At 50.1% G+C, this 24,317-nt stretch carries 19 protein-coding genes and 1 pseudogene; 11 read left to right on the top strand and 9 right to left on the bottom strand.

Annotated features, from left to right (window positions below; genetic code table 11):
- The first annotated feature begins 46 nt into the window (after positions 1–46).
- The 5 genes from A3842_RS18780 to A3842_RS18760 all read left to right on the top strand — a co-directional run bounded on the left by A3842_RS18780 (position 47) and on the right by A3842_RS18760 (position 5,341).
- The gene (locus A3842_RS18780; protein ID WP_074085520.1) at positions 47–1,036 is read left to right on the top strand and encodes a glycoside hydrolase family 43 protein; all 990 of its coding nucleotides are present in this window, start codon (positions 47–49) and stop codon (positions 1,034–1,036) included.
- Between the two features lie 77 nt (positions 1,037–1,113).
- On the top strand, positions 1,114–2,274 hold the full coding sequence (locus A3842_RS18775) for a glycoside hydrolase family 27 protein (RefSeq protein ID WP_074102345.1): 1,161 nt from the start codon (positions 1,114–1,116) through the stop codon (positions 2,272–2,274).
- A 56-nt stretch (positions 2,275–2,330) separates the two neighbouring features.
- Positions 2,331–2,492 carry a hypothetical protein gene (locus tag A3842_RS18770; RefSeq protein ID WP_218618688.1) on the top strand — a complete coding sequence of 54 codons (162 nt, stop codon included), beginning with the start codon at positions 2,331–2,333 and terminating at the stop codon, positions 2,490–2,492.
- A gap of 28 nt (positions 2,493–2,520) precedes the next feature.
- Positions 2,521–4,092, top strand: coding sequence for a glycoside hydrolase family 43 protein (locus tag A3842_RS18765; RefSeq protein WP_074102344.1), 1,572 nt, complete (start codon positions 2,521–2,523; stop codon positions 4,090–4,092).
- 130 nt (positions 4,093–4,222) lie between these two features.
- Positions 4,223–5,341: a GNAT family N-acetyltransferase gene (locus A3842_RS18760; protein ID WP_074085516.1), complete on the top strand. Its 1,119-nt coding sequence runs from the start codon at positions 4,223–4,225 to the stop codon at positions 5,339–5,341.
- Between the two features lie 112 nt (positions 5,342–5,453).
- On the opposite strand, the gene A3842_RS18755 is transcribed toward A3842_RS18760, so the two are convergent.
- Complete coding sequence (locus tag A3842_RS18755) at positions 5,454–6,311, bottom strand: AraC family transcriptional regulator (RefSeq protein WP_074102343.1); 858 nt, start codon at positions 6,309–6,311, stop codon at positions 5,454–5,456.
- A 234-nt stretch (positions 6,312–6,545) separates the two neighbouring features.
- On the opposite strand from A3842_RS18755, the gene xynC reads away from it, so the two are divergent.
- Positions 6,546–8,222 carry a glucuronoarabinoxylan endo-1,4-beta-xylanase XynC gene (gene xynC / locus A3842_RS18750; protein ID WP_074102342.1) on the top strand — a complete coding sequence of 559 codons (1,677 nt, stop codon included), beginning with the start codon at positions 6,546–6,548 and terminating at the stop codon, positions 8,220–8,222.
- Positions 8,223–8,418: 196 nt separating this feature from the next.
- On the opposite strand, the gene A3842_RS18745 is transcribed toward xynC, so the two are convergent.
- The 5 genes from A3842_RS18745 to A3842_RS18720 all read right to left on the bottom strand — a co-directional run bounded on the left by A3842_RS18745 (position 8,419) and on the right by A3842_RS18720 (position 14,568).
- Positions 8,419–10,818: an MMPL family transporter gene (locus tag A3842_RS18745; protein ID WP_074102341.1), complete on the bottom strand. Its 2,400-nt coding sequence runs from the start codon at positions 10,816–10,818 to the stop codon at positions 8,419–8,421.
- Between the two features lie 28 nt (positions 10,819–10,846).
- Complete coding sequence (locus A3842_RS18740; protein ID WP_074085512.1) at positions 10,847–11,464, bottom strand: TetR/AcrR family transcriptional regulator; 618 nt, start codon at positions 11,462–11,464, stop codon at positions 10,847–10,849.
- A 262-nt stretch (positions 11,465–11,726) separates the two neighbouring features.
- A complete protein-coding gene (locus A3842_RS18730) occupies positions 11,727–12,398 on the bottom strand; it encodes a LutC/YkgG family protein (protein WP_074102339.1) in 672 nt (223 codons plus the stop codon).
- On the bottom strand, positions 12,395–13,822 hold the full coding sequence (locus A3842_RS18725; RefSeq protein ID WP_074102338.1) for a LutB/LldF family L-lactate oxidation iron-sulfur protein: 1,428 nt from the start codon (positions 13,820–13,822) through the stop codon (positions 12,395–12,397). The genes A3842_RS18730 and A3842_RS18725 overlap by 4 nt, the downstream gene beginning before the upstream one ends.
- Positions 13,819–14,568 (bottom strand): (Fe-S)-binding protein, encoded by a 750-nt coding sequence (locus A3842_RS18720; RefSeq protein WP_074102337.1) that lies wholly within the window; start codon positions 14,566–14,568, stop codon positions 13,819–13,821. Before A3842_RS18720 ends, A3842_RS18725 begins: the two co-directional genes overlap by 4 nt.
- A gap of 166 nt (positions 14,569–14,734) precedes the next feature.
- On the opposite strand from A3842_RS18720, the gene aldA reads away from it, so the two are divergent.
- On the top strand, positions 14,735–16,180 hold the full coding sequence (gene aldA, locus A3842_RS18715; protein ID WP_256701758.1) for an aldehyde dehydrogenase: 1,446 nt from the start codon (positions 14,735–14,737) through the stop codon (positions 16,178–16,180).
- A 194-nt stretch (positions 16,181–16,374) separates the two neighbouring features.
- On the opposite strand, the gene A3842_RS18710 is transcribed toward aldA, so the two are convergent.
- The 3 genes from A3842_RS18710 to A3842_RS18700 form a co-directional block, all read right to left on the bottom strand.
- Complete coding sequence (locus A3842_RS18710; RefSeq protein WP_083609643.1) at positions 16,375–17,772, bottom strand: helix-turn-helix domain-containing protein; 1,398 nt, start codon at positions 17,770–17,772, stop codon at positions 16,375–16,377.
- Between the two features lie 183 nt (positions 17,773–17,955).
- Positions 17,956–18,924, bottom strand: a complete 969-nt coding sequence (locus A3842_RS18705; RefSeq protein ID WP_074102336.1) for a bile acid:sodium symporter family protein — start codon at positions 18,922–18,924, stop codon at positions 17,956–17,958.
- 33 nt (positions 18,925–18,957) lie between these two features.
- The gene (locus A3842_RS18700) at positions 18,958–19,617 is read right to left on the bottom strand and encodes a GntR family transcriptional regulator (protein ID WP_074102335.1); all 660 of its coding nucleotides are present in this window, start codon (positions 19,615–19,617) and stop codon (positions 18,958–18,960) included.
- Positions 19,618–19,804: 187 nt separating this feature from the next.
- Between A3842_RS18700 and uxuA the strand changes: the two genes are divergently transcribed.
- The 4 genes and pseudogenes from uxuA to A3842_RS33360 all read left to right on the top strand — a co-directional run.
- A complete protein-coding gene (gene uxuA, locus A3842_RS18695; protein ID WP_074102334.1) occupies positions 19,805–20,881 on the top strand; it encodes a mannonate dehydratase in 1,077 nt (358 codons plus the stop codon).
- Positions 20,882–22,492 carry a mannitol dehydrogenase family protein gene (locus A3842_RS18690; RefSeq protein WP_074102333.1) on the top strand — a complete coding sequence of 537 codons (1,611 nt, stop codon included), beginning with the start codon at positions 20,882–20,884 and terminating at the stop codon, positions 22,490–22,492.
- A gap of 18 nt (positions 22,493–22,510) precedes the next feature.
- Positions 22,511–23,923, top strand: coding sequence for a glucuronate isomerase (gene uxaC / locus A3842_RS18685; protein ID WP_074102332.1), 1,413 nt, complete (start codon positions 22,511–22,513; stop codon positions 23,921–23,923).
- A 143-nt stretch (positions 23,924–24,066) separates the two neighbouring features.
- Positions 24,067–24,234 (top strand): annotated as a pseudogene (locus A3842_RS33360) (glycoside hydrolase family 32 protein); the annotation flags it as partial.
- Positions 24,235–24,317: the final 83 nt, after the last annotated feature.

Here is a 24,317-nt window from a genome sequence, read left to right as displayed (position 1 = left end):
GAGATGTTCTTTCAAGCCAATATACTCAAGAAGAGGAGATTTATACATGAATCAGTTGCCCAAACCCAACGAGCCACTCGTAACCCACATCTACACAGCGGACCCGTCCGCCCACGTATTTGAAGGCAAAATTTATATTTATCCTTCCCATGACCTGGATCATAATGGACCGGACAATGACAACGGTGACCAGTATGCAATGGAAGACTATCATGTCCTATCCATAGAGAATTTTGAATCCCCTGTGACAGATCACGGGCAAGTGCTTCATCTGAGCGAGATTCCCTGGGCGTCGCAACAACTATGGGCGCCTGATGCCGCCTATAAGAACAATACTTACTATTTATTTTTCCCGGCCCGCGACCGGGAGGGGGTGTTCCGTCTGGGTGTGGCGACGGCTTCATCTCCGGCAGGTCCGTTCACGCCGCAGCCGGACTATATTCCCGGCAGCTTCAGTATCGATCCTGCTGTTTTTGTGGATGAAGACGACCGGGCGTATATTTACTTTGGCGGCCTCTGGGGAGGCCAGCTTGAACAATGGCAGACCGGCACCTTCCGCCCGGGGGCGGAAGGGCCGGCCCTTGACCAGCCTGCACTAGGGCCGCGTGTGGCGCTGTTAAGCGAAGATATGCTGTCTTTACAGGAGGTGCCGCAAGAAATTTCCATTGTGGATGAAGAAGGAAATCCGATTCTTGCTGGTGATGAGGACCGGAGATATTTTGAAGGGCCATGGGTTCATAAATATAATGGCTACTACTATTTGTCTTATTCGACAGGCACAAAGCATACCTTGGTCTATGCGGTCAGCAAGCATCCGGCAGGTCCTTTTACCTTCAAGGGTGAGATTCTGTCACCGGTTATCGGCTGGACTACGCACCACTCCATCGTTCAGTTTGAAGAGAAGTGGTATCTGTTCTACCATGACAGCTCCCTGTCTGAGGGTGTCAATCATAAGCGCTGCGTCAAATATACGGAGCTACACTATAATCCGGACGGCACCATTCAGAAGATTCATCCATACCCTTCTGGGGAATAGGGATCTGCAATCCACAACAGCTATGCTGTCCAGTAAAGGACGGTGTAGCTGGATTACACGAAAGGATGAATACTTTGATGAACAAACAACAACTCGGCTTGACACCGCCCATGGGATGGAATTCATGGAACACCTTTACATGGGACATTAATGAGCAGCTTATCCGGGAAGCCGCCGATACACTTGTTGCAGAGGGGTTCAAGGATGCGGGATATGAGTACATTGTTATTGATGATTGCTGGAGCCTGAAAGAAAGGGACAACGATGGCAAGCTGGTTGCTGATCCGGTCAAATTCTCGAACGGAATGAAGGCGCTTGCAGATTACATTCATGCCAAGGGATTAAAGTTTGGGATGTACTCATGTGTAGGAACACATACATGCGCAGGATATCCGGGGAGCTTTGAACATGAATTTCAGGATGCGGAATTGCTGGCAGAATGGGGCGTAGATTTTTTGAAGTATGATTACTGCTTCAAGCCCAGACATATATCGGGGGAACTGCTGTACAAACGAATGAGCCTGGCGCTCAAAAACTGCGGAAGAGACATCCTGTTCTCAGCATGCAATTGGGGTGAGGACAATGTATACCATTGGATTCGTGAATCCGGCGCTCATATGTACCGGTCCACAGGGGATATTCAGGATAGCTGGGATTCCATCAAGAGTTTAGCTTTGTCACAGCTTGATAAGGCCTGCTACACAGGAGCATATTGTCATAATGATATGGATATGCTGGTTGTCGGCATGTATGGAGGCAGCAACAGCGACTTTATCGGAAGCCAAATCGGCGGTTGTAGTGATGTGGAGTACAAGACCCATTTTTCTATATGGAGCATGATGGGATCTCCGCTGATGATTGGCAGTGACATCCGGAAAACCAACCAGGCCACCAGAGATATTCTGATGAACGGGGATTTGATTGCCATTAATCAGGATGTGGAGGGCCGCGGTGCTTATCGCATCAAGCCGGAACCGCAATGGTTTCATGCAGATGATGTATTTATGCTGGTAAAAGTGTTAACTGACGGAGACGTGGCGATAGGTTTCTTTAATTTAAGTGATGGTCAAAGGGAAATGTCGTTGCAGTTCTGGGATATCGGACTCCCCTATGCTTCCGGAAAATCGCTGTCGCTGTATGACTGCTGGGAGCATAAAGAAATCGGCGTATTCAGAGAAAGATATGCTCCTGTAGTTCCGGCTCATGATTGTCTGATTGTGCGGGCGAAATTGGTGTAAAGGATCACATGAACATGAATAGGAATAGGACATGCAGAACATGCGGAGTCCCTTTAATGACGGATGATGTGGCGATTTACCTGAAGCTTGTTACGCGCAACGCCCAAGACTTCCTGTGTATAGACTGTCTCGGCGAGCAACTGAAATGCGGGCGCAGTCCCATTGAGAAATTGATCAAATATTTCCGGGAATCCGGGAATTGTGTGCTGTTTCGATAAGCTGGACTAGGACTGGAGGAGTAAAAGAATGACAACTGCGATTGAACACAATTCCGTTACTTATAATAACCCGATTATGCCAGGTTTTTATCCGGACCCTTCAGTATGCCGGGTGGGGGAAGACTATTATTTGGTGACATCGACATTTGCTTATTTTCCTGGGGTGCCGATTTTCCATAGCCGTGATCTTGTCCATTGGAAGCAGATTGGCAACGTGCTTAACCGCCCCTCACAATTGAACTTACAGGGGGCCAGGCACTCAGGGGGGATTTTTGCCCCAACCCTACGCTACCATGAGGGCATGTTCTATATGATTACGACCAATGTAACCCATGGCGGAAATTTCGTTGTTACAGCAACCCATCCTGCGGGGCCATGGTCGGAGCCCTATTTTATTCAAGGAGCGGTAGGGATTGACCCCACGATTTTCTTTGATGATGACGGAAGAACCTACTATTTGGGTACAAGGCCTAACTCAACTGGAGTACGTTATGACGGCAACTGGGAAGTATGGATTCAGGAACTGAACTTGGAGACCATGGCGCTTGCGGGGGAGAGCTATGTCCTTTGGAGAGGTGCCATGACAGATGTGATCTGGCCGGAAGGGCCGCATCTGTACAAGAAAGATGACTTCTATTATTTAATGATTGCCGAGGGGGGAACAGGGCCGAATCACGCGGTGACCGTCGCACGCAGCCAGAAGCTGACAGAAGGCTATACCGGGAATCCGAACAACCCGATCATTACACATCGTCATCTGGGCAAACATTATCCGGTTATCAATGTGGGGCATGCCGATTTAGTTCAGGCTGAAGACGGTCAATGGTATATGGTGATGCTCGCCTCACGTCCTTATGGAGGTAGCTATAGTAATTTGGGGCGGGAGACGTTTCTTGCTTCAGTGATTTGGGAGGATGGATGGCCAGTAGTCAATGAGGGCCGGGGAATTCTGCAGGAGCAGGGGGTCATAGGATTGACGCCGGTTCCGGTGGAGCCGCAATTGCGCTGCGACCATTTTGACAGTGATAATCTGGCACATAAATGGATGTTCTTAAGGAATCCGCAGGAGGATTTATATTCTTTGACAGAACGTAAAGGATATTTGCGGCTAAAGCTAAAACCTCAAACGTTCAAGGATCAGGATAATCTCAGCTTTGTCTGTTTGCGGCAACAGCATTTTGACTATACGGCAGCAGCAGTGATGGAGTTTGCGGCGCGGAGCATCCATGAATCGGCAGGTTTGGCTGTCATTCAAAATGAAATGTATCATATCCGGTTTGAGCGCGTGTTGCAGGATGACAGACAAGCCTTACGTGTTGTGACCTGTATCAATGGCCTGGAGACGAATGTTACACAGGCAGAGGTAGATGCTCGGCGGTTGTATTTAAAGATAGCTGCAAGAGGCCAGGAGTTGAGCTTCTATTACAGCACGGATGGAGATCAATATCAGTTGGTTGCAGAACATATAGATACGAGTAGTTTGAGTACCGAAGTGGCAGGCGGATTTGTGGGCTGCTGCATAGGAATGTATTGTACGAGTAACGGTACGGCCTCTGACAATGCGGCAGATTTTGACTGTTTTGAATATGGCGCGTATTAAAGCATATGATTGATGTGGCCGCGGCCAGGCGGCGGGAATCGGAATGACATGCGGCAGGATATTGCATATGCATCTAGAATCATAGTTATAGGATGGGAGTTAAATACTTACACTGAAAGGGTAGGGCAAAATGGTTAAATACAGAACGGCAACTCCGAATGAGCGTGAGGAATGCATAGATTTGGCCAACTATGCTTTTCGCTTGGATTTTGAAACCCTGATGCCCAAAGCCTATAACAAGAACGTGGATTCTTCAGCTATGCATAAGGTTGCTGTGGATGAGAAAGGCAGGCTGCGCGCACAGGTAGCCGTTTTTCCAGAGCCTCTGACGGTATGTGATTATACGCTGCGAACCGGCTATTTGGGTACCGTATCGGTTCATCCGCGTGCGCGTGGCGAAGGGCATATGAAGGCGCTCATGGACATGTGGCTAGAAGAACTGCGCAATACGTGTGATATGGTTGTGTTATATGGTCAGCGACAGAGATATGAGTATTTCGGCTTCACGCTTGGCGGTGTAAAGTTCAAGTATTTCGTGGGAGAGGCCAATGTGCGCCATGGCTTAAGACATGTGAACGACACTGGAATATCCTTTAGCCCGTTATTCGGGATTGAAGGAGCAGAAGCCTTTGCGCATAGCATGAACACCTCGCGGCTGGCTTATATTGAACGTAACTTACAGCAATTGCCGCTTATTTTCAACAGCCTCCATCAAAAGGCCCTGGGTGTCCTGGATAAAGGCAAGCTGATCGGGTATCTGATTGGAAACGAAGCAGGCGATGAAATATCTGAATTCGCAGTGGCAAATGCGGACGATATTGCACGGACGATCAAGGCTTACAGGGGATATAGCAGAGCAGAGCGAATCACTATTGTTACGCCAGAATATGACATTTCTCTAAATACAGCTCTTGGCAGCATTGCTGACGACTATGTTATCGAGAACTCTGATATGTATCATATTCTGGATTTCGCCAATGTATTAGAGGCTTATCTGACGCTTAAGCTTAAGACGACAGGGATTGTCCAGGGGGAGTTCTCCGCAGTCATGGACGGTCAGCCGGTTACTGCACGGGTGGATGCGGATGGCGTGACTGTTGAGCGGTCTGCTAAGCCGGATGCAGTAGTCCTTAATAAGCAGCAGGCTCAGGCGCTTCTTCTTACACAGCACAGTCGCTATATGGCAGTGGATGTGCCTACAGGGTGGTTCCCGCTGCCCTTATTCTGGTACAAGATTGATAAATACTGATTAATCTACTACTCACAATAACCCCGAATTAGACAAAAAAAGCCAAAGGCGAACTTAAGTTGCCTCTGGCTTTTTTTCTTTTTGGTCCTGTGCTAAGAGCTGAAAGAGCCTCTCAAGCCTGTATAACCGCTTTATATTTTCCCGGGGGCATGCCGGCTATTTTTTTGAAGCTCCTTATAAAATTAGCATAGTCGCTGAACCCGGACAGCTCACAGGCTTCGGCAACGGTCTTGCCTGCGGCCAGATGGCTCATAGCCAGCGTGATGCGCTTGTCCACAATGTAGGAGCGTATCGTAAGTCCGGTATGCTCTCTGAACAGCTGGCTTATATATTTGCCGCTGTAATGAAACTCCTGCTCCAGCTGCTCAGATGAAATAGATCCGACCAGGTGCTCCTTGATATAGGTCATGGTCTTGCTGACCAGCTCCGGCATGAGATTGTTCGATTGGTATGTGGCAGACGGATACAGGGTATTGATGAACACAAGCAGTTGGGTTGCGTAGGATTCCGCCAGAAGATCCTGTCCATATGCCTCCGAGCTGAGGCAGGAGATCAATTTCTCTGCAAGCCCGCAATACATCACAATTTGGTCCTGGGAGATCCGGATTAGATTGTTTTGTCCGAAGGGATGGGATTCGAAACAGGATAATAGATTCGAGCGATGACTTGAAAGCTTCTCCAAGGCTGATTTCTTGATATTCAGCCCTATTCGTTCATACATTTGATTGTCGATACAGATACAACGGTGCATTTCGCTGGGGCTGATGATGATTAAATCGCCAGGGGTCAGTTTGTAGCAGGACTGCTCAAGATACATGTAAGCATTGCCTCTTAGGAACAAATATATTTCGTAAGCATCGTGGCGGTGATAAGGCAAGGCGGGGTTGATCAGCTCCGTATCTGTTGTTTTATGAAAGCAAATCAATTCTTTTTTAATAGGTGCGAAAATATAGTTTGTCTCCTGATTCATAGCATCCAATCCTTTTATTGTAACTTTTGGGATTATAGGTATCCGCGCAATATAGTAGCGTTTATTTGCAAGGATTATACAGCAGATACTTATTATAATACAGGAAAAGGAAGCGCTTGCAAGTACTGCAAGAAGTATGGACAAGCTTAGGTGAGGTACGGCTGCCGCTTCGATCAGACAGGAGGTGACAAGAGCAGGGTTTGGCGGAAATTACACGATGAGGAGATGAGAAAAATGATTTCAGGGGTAAAAAAATCACTGTGTACATTATTGGCATGTATAACTGTGCTGTCGGTAATGATGGTACCTACGCCTCCTAAAGTTTCAGCAGCAAGCGATGTGACCGTTAATTTATCAGCAGAGAAACAAGTGATCCGCGGGTTTGGAGGCATTAACCTCCCGGCTTGGGCTGGAGATTTGACCGCAGCGCAAAGAGAAACGGCTTTTGGCAATGGACCGAACCAGTTAGGGTTTTCTGTCCTGCGAATCTATGTGGATGACAATAAAAATAACTGGTACAAAGAAGTGGAAACTGCAAAATCTGCAGTCGCACACGGAGCCATAGTTTTTGCTTCGCCCTGGAATCCTCCCGGTGATATGACGGAGACCTTCAATCACAACGGCGATACGTCCGCCAAACGGCTCAGGTACGATAAGTACGCCGCGTATGCGCAGCATCTGAACGATTTCGTTACGTATATGAAGAATAACGGTGTGGATCTTTATGCGATTTCTGTTCAAAATGAACCGGATTATGCACATACCTGGACCTGGTGGACTCCAGCAGAAATGCTTACTTTTATGAAGAATAATGCGGGGTCGATTAACTGCCGGGTTATAGCACCTGAGTCGTTCTCTTATTTGAAGAATATGTCGGACCCTATCCTGAATGATTCACAGGCACTTGCCAATATGGATATTCTGGGTGCGCACACCTATGGCACTTCGTTTAATGACTTTCCTTATCCGCTTTTCAAACAAAAAGGGGCAGGGAAAGAGCTCTGGATGACAGAAGTGTATTATCCCAACAGTGACAATAACTCTGCGAACCGCTGGCCTGAGGCACTGGAAGTTGCTTATCATATGCACAATGCTATGGTAGAGGCGGACTTTCAGGCATATGTATGGTGGTACATCCGCAGACAGTACGGTCCGATGAATGAGGATGGTACGATCAGTAAGCGCGGGGATAGCATGGCTCAGTTCTCCAAATTCATCCGTCCTGGATATGTAAGAGTTGACGCTACAAAGAATCCAAATACGAATGTATACATTTCAGCATACAAAGGCGACAACAAAGCTGTCATAGTAGCCATTAACAAAAGCACTTCAGCTGTAAGCCAGAACTTTGTCCTGCAGAATGGTACGGCATCGAGCGTATCCACATGGATCACGGACGCCAGCCGAAAAGTTGCCTCCGGAGCATCCGTGAATGTGTCGAACCGTTCCTTTACAGCCCAGCTTCCCGCCCAAAGTGTGACCACCTTTGTAGCTGCACTCGGAAACGACAGTGGTACAGACACTGGCACCACTTATGAAGCTGAAACAGGCACAACATTAACGAATGCCGCGGCAGAAACTACCAATTCGGGCTATATCGGTACCGGGTACGTTAACTTCACTGCCTCAACCGATGCCTCCATTCAGTGGAGCAGCGTCTACTGTGCTATTGCGGGGACGAAAAATGTGAAATTTCGCTATGCACTGGAAACAGGCACAAGAAACCTGGATGTGTATGTGAACGGAAGCAAGGTCATTAGCAATACCGCCTTTGCAGCAACTGGCAGTTGGTCAACCTGGGGAGAAAAAACCATTCAGGTTCCCATGAATACCGGAACCAATACGGTTAAAGTGGTGACTACCGGTACGGAAGGACCGAATGTGGACAGTATTAATGTGTCGGCCCAGTAGGGTTATGTAGTTCCGTAAATGACATATCGGAATTCACTGATGTGGATAGTGTGCTACGTCCAAGTGTCCTGGGCTTTGTCGTTCGACCAGTTCTCTATCTTATCGATTTCTATCCAATTCCCATAAAAACACGGGGTGCTCATAAGCCAATTACATGGCCTCATGAGCACCCCGTTGCATGAGCGTTATTAATGAATCAAGAGGATCTGTCGCTCTCGGCATGGAGCTTGGCGATTAGCTTATCGCCCTCGACGTCAAGGTTCGGAAGCAGACGGTCCAGCCATTGTGGAAGCCACCAGGCCTTGTCGCCGAAGACCGCCATAACGGCCGGAACGAGTGTCATACGAATGATGAAGGCATCGATCAGGATGCCGAAGGCCAGCGCGAAGCCGATCTGTTTGATCATCGCGTCAGGTGCAAAGATGAAGCCGGCAAAGACGGAAACCATGATTACACCAGCGGCTAGCACAACGCGGCTGGCGAGATCGTAGCCGTGAACTACGCTATCGTTGCCATGGCGTCCGTGGACGTAAGCCTCGCGCATGGAGCTGACCAGGAATACCTGATAATCCATCGCCAGCCCGTACAGAATACCGGTGACCAGAATCGGCATAAAGCTGAGCAGCGGTCCTCCCGTGTCAAAACCAAACAGGGAGTGCAGCCATCCCCACTGGTAGACCGCTGTAGTCAGGCCGAAGGTAGCGAGGACGCTGAGAATAAAGCCGACCGTTGCTTTGACCGGAACAATGACCGACCGGAAAACGAGCAGCAGGATGATCAGGGACAGGATCACAATGATGCCGATATACAGAGGGAAGGCGTCGGAAAGCTTGGAAGACATATCGATGTTGATGGCGGTGAAGCCGGTCACACCAAGCGTTATATTATTCCCGGAGGCGAGAGTGGAAGCGGGATCGCGCAGATCCTGCACCAGATTCCTTGTCTCCGTATCCGTAGGGCCGGTTTTCGGGATCAGACTGATAATGGCGATATTTCCGGTCGCGTTGACGCCCATTGGGGACACCAGCGTAACGTTATCATGCATTTGCAGTTCCTGAACCAGCTTGCCCAGCGTCTGCATTGAAATTTTATCGGACGGGTTCTTCGGTTCAGCCACTAGGAGCAGCGGTCCGTTGAAGCCCTCGCCGAAGCCTTTGGAGATGATGTCATAGCTTTGGCGAGCTGGAGTGTCCAGGTTGGCTGAAGCGCCGGACGGAATGCCCAGCTCCATTTTCGTTACCGGAATCGCCGCTGTTCCAAGAACCAGAATCACCAGAATAATGATGACCCAGCGGTATTTCACTGTAGTGTTTGCCCAGCGGTGGGAGAATTTGTGGCTGGCTTTATTTCCGGAAGCCGTGCTTTTTGCGCGGGCTTTGGCGGTGCAGATCTTTTCACCGACCAGACCGAGCAGCGCAGGCAGCAGGGTTAGCGCCAGCAGGACGTTGATCAGAACACTGGCAGCAGCAACGAGAGCCATGGTTGACAAGAAACCGATACCGATGACCAGCATGCCGCACAGGGCGATAATAACAGTCAGGCCGGCGAAGAATACGGCGCTGCCGGCGGTGCCGAGTGCCCGGCTTGCCGCTTCACCCGCGCTTAACTTCTCATCAAGAATGAGCCGCCGCTGCCGGTTAACGATGAAGAGTGAGTAGTCAATACCGACCGCCAGACCGATCATAATAGCGAGTACCGGTGTAATGTCATTCATCTGGATTACACTGGAGAGAGCAAAAGCACCGCCGACACTGATACCGACGCCGAGGAGTGCGGTAATCAGCGGCAGACCGGCGGCAACGACAGAGCCCAGCGTCATGAAGAGTACAACCGCAGCGACGACTACGCCGACTGCTTCAGTCGAGCCGATAGCCGGTATACTCTTCAGTGAATCGCTCGGAATGGCTGTGATGCCGGAGCCTGCCTGTTCGACTTCAGTCACGGTCTTGATGATGTTATCCGGTACGGAAGATGGCAGTGACGTCTGTTGAACGGTGAACTGGAACTGGAACAGGGCGATGCTGCCGTCAGCGGACAGCATTACTCCGGGAACCGGAACGCCGTCAGCCATCAGCGGGCCGTAAGGAGCGGCCTGGGCAGCCGCGGCAGATTGCCCCGCCGCACCCGTCTGTCCGGCAGCAGCAGATGGGTCCGCTGCGGCAGATTGCCCCGCCGCGCCCGTCTGTCCGGCAGCAGCTGTTTGGCCTGCTGCCGCTGACGGGTCTGTACCCCCAGCTTGAGCAGCCGCAGCAGCTTGAGCGGCCAGTTCTACGGGGTTAATGATATAGTCCATACTGTAGACATCATGGATAGCTTTCTGGAGCAACGCTACCCGCTGGGGTGTGTCCAGACGTTCTCCGTCCGGTACGGTAAAAGCTACGCTCGCCTGGCCGCCGGCAGCGGCGGGAAGCTCTTTAGCCAGCATATCCAGCACTTTTTGCGATTCGGTACCTTCAATTTTCATTTCGGAGCTGGACTGTATGCCATTAACGCCTAACAAAGTGCCAACAACACCAAGAACGACGATCCAGGCTGCGAGGAAATACCACGGCTTGGAATAAGCCGATTTACCCAACCGGTATAGAAAAGTAGACATGTGATGGTTTCTCCTTTTTATCTCTGTTTTAAAAGCCGTTGCGTAAATAAGCAAACATGGAATTCAAATACTGATCGAACGGCATGGCACCGGAGCGTTCATCCCCTGCTTCTCCCGGCAGCAGCACGTTCATCCGTCCGTCCAGTATGGGCACGAACGCTCCGTAGACTGCACCGGCAAGGAGATGGGTGTATCCGTCGGCATACCGCCCATGGGAGAAACGCTCTAGGACCTCCTGTGCAGCGATCTGCAAGCGGCGGAATACGCTGAGGATATATGGCTCCAGGGACGGATACTGATTGGCGAGCGATACGAACTGCCGTAATTTATGCAGGAACTCAGAGGTGAATTGCAGCTTAAGCAACTTGTACAAGGCATCCAGCGGAGTTGCGTCCGGAGGCAAGCCCGCGAACAGCATATTCTGATCCTCTTTCGAAGCGCTGCCCATAAAATACTCCGCTACCGCTTCCTCTTTGCACGAGAAGTAATTGGCAAAGGTTCGCCGGGAGTAGCCGGCTTGCTGAACAATATCGTCGACGATAAAACCATCCATGCCTTGCTTCAGCGCCAGCTCAAAGGCAGCTTCAGCCAAGGCGTAGGCGGTGGCTTCCTTTTTTTTATCACGTAGTGTCGGGTTGGGGTTCAAGTTCCATGCGGCCTCCTTTCTTGAGACAGAACAATCTGCGCTCTATGGTCTAAAATACATTATTGCACAATGGGCAAAATTGCACAATGAGCAGCGAAAAAAGAACTTGAAAATAGATAGGGGTCATCATGGCGAAACCGCCTTGATTCACAAGACATTCCGCAATGATGAGCTAACATTCTCAAATTCACGTTACATAAGATTATAAGGATAGAGCCTGGTGGTTGGGACTTGGTACACAGCGGGAATTCAACTGGACCCACTAAATAAGCACATAGGTTGCTCTCAAGGGGCCGTGTACCCCGACAACGAGCTGCATTTCAATATCAGCGGAATTTGAAGGACCGGAGATGAAATTGATAGATGAACCCAGCGGCTCACCCGCCTCTATCCTACGGTTCAGATCTGCTGCAGCCTGGGTGGAGCGGAGCACGAGCCGCTTTTTTTCAATCACCGCAATATAGTGGGCGGGCAGAAAATGGAGGGAGCGCCCCTGATCCGGGCGGCTCTCCACAACAATCGTTCCTGACTCGGCTAGTGCGTAGTCAGCGAAGATAATTGCCGTATTGGCCGATTCGGAGCGCATAATATTCTGCTCTCTTCCTGCCGCTTCTTCCCAGACGAGTCCATCCGCGAATCTCAGGCCATATTCGGTAAACCGGACATCTCCGGAAGTGATTACAGCCCCTCCGCCGTTGGCGTCGATCAGATCATTTAATGTTCTCTGTAAGATCTCCGGAGTCGATTCAATGAACTGCGTATGGATGAAGAAGCATTGCTCCTTAAGGATGTCTACCAATTCACCGGTTGTTAAACTGCTGGAATTGCCCGGCATCAGGTCCTGCATATCAGGACGCTGAACGTCATAGATTCTTTCCCGTCCCAGCTTGGAGGCAATTGTATTCAGAAAAGAGTCCCTGTTCGATGCTGTCATTGATCCGAGCCTCCTTTGCGTTGTTCAAGCCAGACCCGGAAGCTGTCCCGCTGCCTGACCGGCTGGCTTAGATCACGGGTATTGATCCAGCCGCGGATGAGTCCCGGTCCTCTCACAATGCGGCCATGTCTGCTGATCAGCCGGCTTGCTGGGTTCGCAAACCGCAGCGCTTTGCCGAATAAAGCCTGGGAGGACAGCAGCCTTCCTGCCGTCTTCATCTGGAATCTTTCCGCGGCACCGGTGCGATGCTCCTTCACGATTTTTTGACGGTGCAGAATCAACTGCTCATGCAGCGGAATTTTGACCGGACAGACATCCGTACAAGCACCACACAGACTGGAGGCAAAAGGCAGCTCTTGATAGTCATCGTATCCGCCCAGCAGCGGAGTGATTACCGCTCCAATCGGACCCGGATAAATGGACCCGTAGGCATGCCCGCCTATATGACGGTAGACCGGGCAGACATTAAGACAGGCACCACAGCGGATACATTGCAGGGCTTCACCAAACTCGCTTCCGAGAATATCGGACCGTCCGTTGTCCACTACAACTAAATGGAACTCTTCCGGGCCATCAGTCTCCCCCGCTGCCGAGGGTCCCATCACCGTGATATAGCTGGTCAATTTTTGCCCTACCGCGCTCCGACAGAGCAGATTATCCAGAACCTCCATCTCTTCAAGCGTCGGCACAATTCGTTCCATGCCCATTACCGCGATATGTGTTTTCGGTATGGCGGCTGTGAGATCACCGTTGCCTTCATTGGTCACCAGATTAATGGCTCCCAGGTTAGCGATAGCAAAGTTGCAGCCTGTGATCCCGACATCCGCCTCCAGAAACTTCTGCCTCAGGACCGTCCGGGCAAAACGGGCGAGGTTCTCGGGATTATCATCGCCGGTATATCCAAGTTTCTCCGTGAACACTCTGCTAATCTGTGTCCGGTCTTTATGCAGCGCAGGGGCTACAATATGCGAAGGCGGGTCCCAATCATCCATTTGGAGGATGTATTCACCCAGATCGGTCTCGATCAGCTCACAGCCGGCCTCCATCAGAACACGGTTCATTTCAATTTCCTCGGTGACCATCGATTTGGATTTGACGATTTTTTTAGCTTTTTTTTGTACGATGATGTCCCGGATATAGCTGCTTGCTTCCTCTTTGGTTTTGGCAAAATAGACATGCCCGCCCTTGTCCTCAACGTTAATGGCCAGTTGCTCCAGGTAATAATCCAGATGTTTCAGCGTATGCTGGCGGATTTGCTGGCCGAGGGTACGCCATTGTTCCCAATCCCCGAGTGCGGTGGCGGCAGACAGGCGCCTGGTCTTCAAGCTATCCTGCGCTGAACCTACTGCGCTCCTCATGAATAGGTCATCAAGGCCATCTGAAGTCCGTGTGTTGAAATCCCGTTTATCCGTTTGCAGGCTCAAGTCTGGTTTCCTCCTCTGGCAACAGCAGCATGGCTATGGTTCAGCACTTCTGCAATATGCATGATCTTTACGGGTTCGCCCTTGCGGGATAGGCGTCCGCCGATGTTGAGCAGGCAGCCCATATCTGAACTGATCAGAATATCTGCTCCGGTTTCCACCACACATCCACATTTTTCATCGACCATTTGCCCGGAGATTTCCGGCATTTTTACTGAAAAAGTTCCGCCAAAGCCACAGCAATTATCACTGTTCTTGAGCGGTTCCAGCTGGAGTCCCTTTACTTGTTCAAGCAACAGGAAGGGGGTTTCCCGTTCGCCCAGCAATCTTGTCATATGGCAGGAACGGTGGTAGGTGGCGGTTCCGTCCAGCCTTGCACCCACATCAGTGATGCCAAGCACCCGTACGATGAACTGCGTAAACTCATAAGCTTTCTCTTTTATAGCAACCGCTTTCAATTCCCACTGTGGATCACCTCTGAAAATTTTCGGGTACTCATGGAACATAGCGATACAAGAGCCGGACGGACCTACGACATAATCCGAGTGTTCAAAGGCAAGCATCATGTTCTTCATGGCAAGCTTGGAATCCTCCAGATAACCGCTGTTATAAGTGGGTTGACCGCAGCACACCTGCGAGGCCGGGAAATCAATTTCACAGCCCAGCCTTTCGAGAACTTCAACCATAGCCATTCCGACATTCGGGGTAATGAGGTCTACTAAACAAGTGGAAAATATACTGACTTTCATTCCTGCCCCTCCAATCATAACCTTCGTGGTAATAGCTTAACTCAAAAAGTCAATGAAAAACAACACAAAAACAAATAATAAATGTGAATGTTGTTGACAAAAAATAATGACAACGTTTACACTATGGTAGGGCAAATGGAACAATCTACCTTAAGGGGGAGAAACAGTGGAAAAGCATTTGATGTACATCAACGGCCAATTTACCGAATCTGAAGGCAAAGAGTGGATGGATGTAACCAATCCGGCAACAGATGAAGTCATTTCACAGGTTCCCAAAGCTACAAGGAATGATGTCGTGCGTGCTATCCATGCAGCGAATGAGGCCCAGACTGCCTGGGAAGAAACCCCTGCGGTGGAGAGAGGGAAGTATCTTCATGCCATTGCCGAGGGGATTCGGGCGGAAGCGGATAGCCTTGCCAGACTGATCTCCGAGGAGGTAGGCAAGACACTGGAATTGTCCACGGTAGAGGTTAACTTTACAGCGGACTATATGGATTATATGGCAGAGTGGGCACGCCGCTATGAAGGGGAAATTGTTCAGAGTGACCGTGATAATGAGAATATTTTTGTGTTCAAACGGGCGATTGGGGTAACTACCGGCATTCTGCCCTGGAATTTTCCATTCTTTTTGATTGCCAGAAAAATGGCCCCTGCGCTCATTACCGGCAACACGATTGTAGTCAAGCCCAGCGCCGAATCTCCGAACAATGCGGTGGCCTTTGCCAAAATTGTCGACAAATCCGGTCTTCCCCAAGGGGTATTCAACCTTGTCACGGGCAGAGGCGCAGAGGTCGGTAATGAATTGGCCAGCAACCCTAAAGTCGGGATGGTCAGTCTTACCGGCAGCGTGCCGGCCGGACAAAAGGTGATGCAGGCGGCTGCCGAGAATATCATCAAGGTCAGTCTGGAGCTGGGTGGCAAGGCCCCTGCGATTGTTATGGACGATGCCGACCTGGATTTGGCCATCCGGGCGATTGTGGCTTCCCGGGTGATCAATACAGGGCAGGTCTGCAACTGTGCGGAGCGGGTCTACGTGCATGAGAAGATCAAAGACGAATTCACCACCCGTCTGGTTGAAGCCATGAAAGCGGTGAAGTATGGCGATCCGCTGAAAGACAAGGATATTCAAATGGGCCCGTTGATTAACAAGGCGGCGCAGGAATCCGTACAGCAAAAGGTGGACCGCGCCGTAGAAGAGGGGGCTGAAATTGCCCTTGGCGGTAAAAAAATTGAGGGTGCAGGCAGCTTTTTTGAGCCAACGGTCATTACCGGTGCCACCAATGAAATGGAGATCGTGCAAGAGGAAATCTTCGGCCCGGTCATCCCGGTCATTTCATTCTCGAACCTGGATGAAGCGATCGCGCTTGCCAATGACAGTGAGTTCGGTTTGACCTCTTCTCTGTATACCCGGAATCTGAACGTTGCCATGAAAGTCATCAAGCGTCTCAAATACGGGGAAACCTATATTAACCGGGAGAACTTTGAAGCCATGCAAGGCTTCCATGCAGGCTGGAGAAAATCCGGCATCGGCGGCGCAGACGGCAAACATGGCCTGAACGAATATCTGCAAACGCATGTTGTCTATCTTCAGTACGATAAGTCGGTGAATTAAAACGGGCTTCAACACAAAGACCGCAAGTCTATCTTAAGCAGATAGGGCTTGCGGTCTTTGTGTGATGCGAGGCGTTCAGGAGGGAGAATCAGTCGCCACCTGCACCGTGTCCCATAATTTCAATTAACATTTGAGTATTATTATTTACTGCTGGGTCAATGGTAAACACAGGTACAATAATTGCGACAGCCAGGCTACACGAAGCTAGAAGTACGATAAGTTTTCTTTTCATTTAAGACCTGCACCTTTCTAATTAGAAGTTTGTACTGCTCTTTTTCTTCTTCATCTGTTTGATGCCGGTGTTGTTCAAATAGATCAACACATTTGATGACATTACTATCGTTATTGATTCTAGCAGATGATTCCAAACTTTGAAGGATCAAGGAAATCCCTTTCTTACGCTTGTTATGTAAATGATAGACTGCTAATTCAATGAGAAATCGAGCGTATTGATCCTCCATAACCTGCTGATTGTATTCGCCGAATTCTGTTAGGTTTGTCCGGTAAGGAATATAGGCGGCAAACCGTTCAAGAATATGATCGACATTCCAATCATAGCGGTTAGCCGATATGATGATATTATATAAAGCAAGAAAAATTTCATTTTTTTGAGGAGCAATATATTCCACATATTCTGGCAGTATTTCATGCTGCCCTGACATTAATCCATAGAGCATGGTATTCGCGGTGCCCCACTCCTGATACTGGGCTACAGTCCTCTTGGCATCTTCATCGTCTTCTTGTACCCAGCTTCCATCCATATAGCGAGCTACGAATTGAAGTGCCGACTTGTAGTCCCTGTTCTCCTCGTAGACAGTTGCACGCATCAGATGCGAGTAGAGGATGTAGCGATAGAGTGGTTTAACAGGTTTTTTCTCGTTACTCTGTTTGCGGTTAGAGTGCTGCTGAAGGTTATAACGAAGAGTGGCTAACCGGAGCATTTCCTGCGAGAGTTCGTCCACTTTTTGCCACTTGTGAAGAGAATAATAAACATTGATCAAGTGGTTCAACCCATCCAATTGATCCGCTTCATCCAGCCGGTCCACATAACATTCAAAGAGTAGAGCCGCCTGCAGATTAAGAGTCTGATCGTCTCCCAAGGCAATCCGAAACAAGCGGAACTGACATACCGCGAGCCGCTCGGAATTCTGATATTTCTCACTTACACTCACATTCTTATACAACAAACCAGCGGCTTGCCACTGCCCCTGCTCGAACAGCCCTTCTGCTACTTCAAACAGCATGGGCGCATAGGTCAGATTCTCAAGCAGATGATGAACTACCTGTTCAATACAGTCAAGGCGGTCCAATGCCGCTGAACGCAAAATAAATGGCCGCAACCGCCGCCAGGTCGGTGATGAATGATAGAAGCATTCGTCCACATACAGGCTGAAGAAATGGTCCTCCGGTAATTGCATTCCTTTGGTGATACGCTCCAGGTGATTCATGGCAATCGGCTGTTGACTGTTAAGCACCCGGCTGAGCGTTCCTGAATTAATGCCGGATTGACTCGCAAATTGATTAATGGACATTGCCTGCTGCGACAGATACACCGTTAAATGATCGCGAATCGTGGATGTAGTAGGGACCAAGGAAGCACCACCTGACTGAATTCCAGTAATTTGAATTTATTTATAGGTGTAATAATATGTGACAATATTCCAATGGTCAATAGTGCAGATTAGGAGAAACAGTGAACATGAAAATGGGAATATAAGGTGCCTCTGTGCCTGATTATAGATGTTAATGGGGAGAATTAACAACTGAGCCAAAACCTATGCAGCAGTGGTCTGATCAGCAGAATTCCTGACCTTGGTGCGGTGGCTGAGCAGAAACCCTGCGAGTGAAGCCAGCAGCTGCTGGAACACCATGCCGAGCACGACGGGGACAGCCACCGGAGCGGGGAAATAGGACACTGCCAGCACAGCGCCGGCGCTGATATTGCGCATGCCTCCATTGAAGATAAGGGCGACCTCGTCTGCTTCATTCCAGCGCAAAACCCTCGCCGTGAGAAAGCACAGCATGTAACCGGTGGAAGCCATAAGCACAATGACGAAGGCCAGGCCAACCAGATGCAGATTGATGTCCGCCAAGTAAGGGGAAATCACAGACCCGTTAATGATGATAACCACTGCCATGAAGAGCTTGGAGACTGGATTCAGCCGCGGACTCCACACGGGCGCAATAGTGCCCTTGGTCCATTCATTAAGCACCATGCCCGCCAGTGAAGGGACAACAATCATCCAGAACAGACTGCTCATCATTGCGCCCGCGTCAAGTTCTACGCTAGTTCCAATCAGCAATGACAATACGCCCGGTACGATAAAAGGAGACAGCATAGTGTCGATCAGAATGATGGACAGGGTGAGTGCAGTATTTCCTTTGTAAATGCTAACCCAGATGAAGCTGCTTACCCCCGTTGGAATGACTGCGGCAAGTACAAGGCCTGTGATTGTAAATTCATCCGTGTGATACAGCACATTCCCGATCCCTGCGGCAACCAGCGGCATGGCAATGTGCAGAATGAACAAACAGGCGAACAGGGGCAGCGGTTTTTTGAGTACGTTCACGAAATCTTTGAATCCGAGACTGATGCTTCCGGCAAACGTCATAAAAGCGAACAGCCAGGGAGCCAGATAGGTATATGAGGAAAGCGAGCTTCCACAGAGTACTCCGGTCAGGACACTGAGCGGAGTGATTAGCGGCATCATTCGGTTAAGCGTCCGGTTCACAGCAAGAAGCATCGTATGACATCCTTTTAAAATAAGTTGTTACTATTATACACCCTTTGATAAATATTCTGAGAAGTTCTCCTGGAAGTCCAGCGAATGGATATCTTCCCGGAGATGATGGTGGATCAGCGGGCCGATCTTCTCTGTCTCCTTGTGTACCAGAAGCTCAAGAAGGGTCTGGTGCTCCTTCCAGATTCCCTCCAGCTTCTCGGTCTTCAGCATATGCAGCCTGCGGTAGCGGAGGTAGTGCACATTGGACTGCTGAATCAAATTCCATAGAAACTCACGTCCGGCAAGCCGGTACATCGCCTGGTGGAACGCATCATCCAGATTCAGAAAGGAATCGATGTCGTTTTCTTTTCCGATGACCTCTTTTTGCCTCTCCAGAATTTCTTTAAGCTCATGCAGTCCTGTCAGCAACAGCTGTGAAGAGAGATCCTTAAGAATTTCTTTCTCCAGTGTGCTGCGCAGATAAGTGATCTGTTCAACGGATTCAAGATCTATGTAGGACACCATATTCCCCTTTTTGGGATAAATATCGGTATAGGATTCCAGTGCAAGCTGTTTCAGTACATCACGCAGCGGCGTTCGCGAAATCTGAAAACGTTCGGAAAGGGCGGTTTCACTCAGAATGGTGCCCGGCTTCAGGGAAAGGGTAAGAATCTCGTGTTTCAGTGTATTCATGATTTCAGCTTTGATCGACATATCTCTTCCTGCTTTCAATAGTTAATGAAGGATAACACTAGTATACATGATGTTCGGAAATAATAAACGTTAATGTGCATATATACGCTTGATTATATTGTGTTGACAACAGATGGTTCTTATCTTATGATCAAGAAAATCTTGTATACAAGATTAATGAGAATGACAACCATAGGAGGGTATATCAATGAACATGACGTGGAGATGGTATGGTGAGGGCAATGACAATATCACGCTTGACCATATCCGGCAGATTCCGGGGGTTATGGGTATCGTCTGGTCTTTGCATGAGAAAGTAGCCGGTGAAGTGTGGGAAATGCAGCGGATTCAGGAAGTCGCCGATCAAATCACCAGCAAGGGCTTCAGCACGGCTGTGGTGGAGAGCGTCAACGTTCATGATGATATCAAAATCGGCTTACCGAGCCGTGATAAATATATCGATATTTATATCGACACCATCCGCAAGCTGTCCAAAGTCGGCGTAAAGGTAATCTGCTATAATTTCATGCCGGTATTTGACTGGACCCGTACGGAGCTTTACAAGGAATTGCCCGACGGCTCCAATGCCCTCTTTTATGAAAAGGCTGCCATTACCGATAACCCGCGTGAGATGGTCGACCGGATTCTTAAAGGAGCCGGGAAGTTTACCATGCCGGGCTGGGAGCCTGAGCGTCTGGCGAAGCTGGATGAGCTGTTCGCAGCCTATGCGGATGTGACCGAAGATAAGCTGTTCGAGAACCTCAAGTATTTCCTGGAACGCATTATTCCGGTGTGTGAAGAAGTGGATATTAAAATGGCCATTCACCCTGATGATCCGGCCTGGCCGATCTTTGGGCTGCCGCGCATTATCCGCAACCGGGAGATGATCCGCCGCTTCTTGGGATTGGTGGACAGCCCGTACAACGGTCTGACCTTCTGCACAGGATCACTTGGCACGAATCCGGAGAACGATCTGCCGGCGATGATCCGCGAGTTCCATGACCGTATTCATTTTGCCCATATCCGCAATGTGAAGGTGTATGAGAATGGCGATTTCATTGAGGTGTCGCATCGCGGGCGTGACGGAAGCGTCGATGTGGCGGAGGTTGTCAAGGCTTACCATGAGAATGGTTACACCGGCTATGTCCGTCCAGACCACGGGCGGCACCTGTGGGGCGAAGAGAAAAACTGCCGTCCGGGCTATGGGCTCTACGATAGAGCGCTGGGTATCATGTATTTACTTGGCGTCTGGGACAGCCTGGACAACGTCAAGGGGGCGAAATAAATGCTGCGCCTGAACAGAAGCAGTATCCAAAGGGAAGAGGCGGCCTGGACCGCTGCGGGAGTAGAGCTGCCGCTGTTCGACTATGAGCAGGTGGCGAGGAATACGGCGCAGAAGCCAGAGTGGATTCATTTCGGTGCAGGCAATATCTTCCGGGGATTTGTAGCCAATGCCCACCAGAAGCTGCTGGATAGCGGTAAGGCGGATACAGGTATCATCGCGGCGGAAACCTTTGATTTTGAAATGATTGATAAGGTTTACAAGCCATTTGACAATCTGACTCTGCTGGTGCTGATGAATGCACGCGGCGGTTTTCAGAAAAGAATCGTCAGCAGCATTGTAGAGGGAATTGCAGCGGACAAGAGCCGTGAAGCAGATTCCCGCCGGCTCACGGAAGTGTTCGAGAACCCCAGCCTGCAAATGGCCAGCTTCACCATCACGGAGAAGGGTTACTCGCTCACGGGTCCAAACGGAAAGTATCTGGGCATTGTGGACAAGGACATCGAGGGTGGACCGGAGCAGCCGGTTCATGCCATGAGCATTGTGGCCTCTCTTGCATACAAGCGTTATCTGAAGGGTGCTTATCCGTTGACCTTTGTCAGTATGGACAACTGCTCCCATAACGGGGACAAGCTGAAGAACGGTGTGGTGACGATTGCCAGGGAATGGGCAACTAAGGGTCTGGTCGAGGCAGGCTTCGTGGCTTATCTGGAGAATGAGCAACTGATTGCTTTCCCGCTGTCGATGATCGATAAAATCACACCGCGACCTTCGGAATCGGTGCAGGCGGCGCTGCTGGAGCAGGGAATCGGCGGTATGGATGTAATCATTACCTCCAAGAATACCTATACCGCCCCTTTCGTCAACGCGGAGATCAGTGAATATCTGGTGATTGAAGACAAGTTCACGAACGGCCGCCCTCCACTTGAGGAAGCGGGTATTATTTTCACCGACCGGGATACGGTCAATAATGTGGAGACGATGAAGGTCACTACCTGCCTCAACCCGCTGCATACTGCGCTTGCTGTATCCGGCTGTCTGCTTGGTTATACCCTGATCGCGGATGAGATGAAGGATGATACCCTGCGGAAGTTCGTGGAGATTATCGGGTATAAGGAAGGTCTGCCGGTTGTTGTAGACCCGGGCATTCTCAGTCCGAAGCAGTTCCTGGACGAAGTGCTGACCGAGCGTTTCGCCAATCCGTTCATCCCCGATACGCCGCAGCGAATTGCGACCGATACCTCGCAGAAGGTGGGTATCCGGTTCGGAGAAACAATTAAATCATATATCCGCCGGGAGGATCTGGACCCCGCGCAGCTGACAGCCATTCCGCTGGCCATTGCGCTCTGGTGCCGTTATCTGCTTGGAGTGAATGATGAAGGCGAAGCCTTCACACTGAGTCCTGATCCGCTGCTGGAAACACTGCAGGGACATCTTCAAGGGGTTACCCTCGGAGACCGGGCCGCAAATGTGCGCCCGATTCTTGAAGATGAGCAGCTCTTTGGTGTCCCGCTCTATGCGATTGGCCTCGGAAGCAAGATTGAGGGCATGTTCCTGGAGATGCTTGCGGGTCCTGGAGCCGTGCGGAGAACCTTGGAGAAGTATTTGAGATAAGGGGAGGGGAGCCTGACGATGAAGGCTTTTATTCATGAGGATTTTCTGCTGCAGTCAGAAGAAGCCCGGGTACTCTACCATGAGTATGCCGAAGCTTTGCCCATTATCGATTATCATTGCCACCTCGACCCGGGGGCAATCGCTGAGAATAAGCGGTTTGGCAGTATAACTGAAGTATGGCTGGGCGGAGATCATTACAAATGGCGGGCGCTCAGAACGTTCGGGGTTGAAGAGAGATACATTACTGGAGATGCCCCGGATGAAGAGAAGTTTGCCAAGTGGAGCGAGGTGCTGCCTTATACCGTAGGCAACCCGCTGTATCACTGGTCGGCGCTGGAGCTGAAAGCTTACTTTGGCGTGGAGGAGCAGCTGAATCCGCAGAATTGGCGGCGGATTTATGACCACTGCAATCACTTGATTGCCCAGGAAGGCTTCACGGCGCAAGGGCTGATTACCCGTTCCCGTGTGAAATGGATCTGTACAACGGATGATCCGGCTGACGATCTGCACTACCATGGGCAAATCGCCGGACAAAAGGAATTCCAGACCGGAGTCACACCGACCTTCAGGCCGGATAAAGCGCTGCAGATAGATTCGGATGCTTTTCCGGATTATGTGCGCAGTCTGGAGCAAGCTGTAGGCTATGCTATCACTTCTTATGCACTTATGGAACGCGCTTTGCTGGAGAGGATTGAATACTTCGACAAGCAGGGCTGCAAGGTCTCCGACCATGGATTCTCGCATCTTCCCTTTGCGGAGGCAGCGCCATCCGTTCTGGAAGCCATCTTCAGTAAACGCCTGAGCGGAGGAGCCTTAAGCCGCCTGGAGTCGGATCAGTATGCAACAGCTTTGTTCCTGGCAATGGGGCGCAAATACGCTGCCTGCGGATGGGCGATGCAGCTGCATATCGGAGCGATCCGCAACCCGAATTCGCGCAGGTTTCTAGAGCTGGGGCCGGACACGGGCTTCGATACCATCGGGGATGGCAGCTACGCGGACAGCTTGTACAAGCTGCTCGACGGACTGGAACGGACCGGAGAGCTTCCGCGGACGATTCTATACAATCTGAATGCGGTACAGAATGATGTGCTGGCTGCTATGGCGGGTTCTTTTCAGGGGGACGGAATCAAGGGGAAGATCCAATTCGGCTCGGGCTGGTGGTATAACGACCAAAAGGACGGCATGCTTAAGCAATTGACATCGTTGTCGAATCTGGGTCTACTGAGCTGTTTTGTAGGGATGCTCACGGATTCCAGGTCCTTCCTGTCCTATACGCGGCATGAGTATTTCCGGCGGATTCTCTGCAATCTGGTCGGGGGCTGGGTCAAGAGCGGGGAAGCCCCAAGGGATCTGGCATTTCTGGGAGGCATCATTCGGGACATTTGCTATCATAACGCCGAGCGGTATTTCGGGTTTCCTCTAGCCAAGTAACATAAATTTCATCATTACTAAGGGGCTGGCAGTCTTTCCAAAGACCACCAGCCCCTTATCTTGTTCCTACGCTTCGATTCCGTGTAGCGGCGGAACAACAAAATCTCGGACTTCCTGTAGTGTTGGCAAGGCCGCAATTGCTGGTGCTCCTGGTCAGTATTGGCGACAATGACCAATTGAATCACGGATCACGGACGCAGTATTTCATCGGTTCCTTTGACGGATCGGTCTTTATGCCGGAGCACACTGATATCCGTTGGCTGGATTACGGCAAAGACAATTATGCGGGGGTCAGCTTCTCGGATATTCCAGGGGAATAAAGACTTGACAGCATTTTTGAAAGCGGTTATATTTATCTCGTAAACAATACGTTATATAACGTTATATAAAAAGG

It is taken from the genome of Paenibacillus sp. P3E (assembly GCF_001909045.1).
Taxonomy (GTDB): domain Bacteria; phylum Bacillota; class Bacilli; order Paenibacillales; family Paenibacillaceae; genus Paenibacillus_AQ; species Paenibacillus_AQ helianthi.
Note: the sequence above shows the minus strand (reverse complement) of the source record. Positions and strands in the feature narration are given on the sequence as shown.

Coding starts and splice junctions, on each gene's coding strand:
- A3842_RS18775 (WP_074102345.1), top strand. CDS start 1,114: ATGAACAAACAACAACTCGGCTTGACACCGCCCATGGGATGGAATTCA.
- A3842_RS18730 (WP_074102339.1), bottom strand. CDS start 12,398: ATGACAGCATCGAACAGGGACTCTTTTCTGAATACAATTGCCTCCAAG.
- A3842_RS18745 (WP_074102341.1), bottom strand. CDS start 10,818: ATGTCTACTTTTCTATACCGGTTGGGTAAATCGGCTTATTCCAAGCCG.
- A3842_RS18720 (WP_074102337.1), bottom strand. CDS start 14,568: ATGAAAGTCAGTATATTTTCCACTTGTTTAGTAGACCTCATTACCCCG.
- A3842_RS18770 (WP_218618688.1), top strand. CDS start 2,331: ATGACGGATGATGTGGCGATTTACCTGAAGCTTGTTACGCGCAACGCC.
- A3842_RS18760 (WP_074085516.1), top strand. CDS start 4,223: ATGGTTAAATACAGAACGGCAACTCCGAATGAGCGTGAGGAATGCATA.
- xynC (WP_074102342.1), top strand. CDS start 6,546: ATGATTTCAGGGGTAAAAAAATCACTGTGTACATTATTGGCATGTATA.
- uxuA (WP_074102334.1), top strand. CDS start 19,805: ATGAACATGACGTGGAGATGGTATGGTGAGGGCAATGACAATATCACG.
- A3842_RS18690 (WP_074102333.1), top strand. CDS start 20,882: ATGCTGCGCCTGAACAGAAGCAGTATCCAAAGGGAAGAGGCGGCCTGG.
- A3842_RS18755 (WP_074102343.1), bottom strand. CDS start 6,311: ATGAATCAGGAGACAAACTATATTTTCGCACCTATTAAAAAAGAATTG.
- A3842_RS18765 (WP_074102344.1), top strand. CDS start 2,521: ATGACAACTGCGATTGAACACAATTCCGTTACTTATAATAACCCGATT.
- A3842_RS18705 (WP_074102336.1), bottom strand. CDS start 18,924: ATGCTTCTTGCTGTGAACCGGACGCTTAACCGAATGATGCCGCTAATC.
- uxaC (WP_074102332.1), top strand. CDS start 22,511: ATGAAGGCTTTTATTCATGAGGATTTTCTGCTGCAGTCAGAAGAAGCC.
- A3842_RS18780 (WP_074085520.1), top strand. CDS start 47: ATGAATCAGTTGCCCAAACCCAACGAGCCACTCGTAACCCACATCTAC.
- A3842_RS18700 (WP_074102335.1), bottom strand. CDS start 19,617: ATGTCGATCAAAGCTGAAATCATGAATACACTGAAACACGAGATTCTT.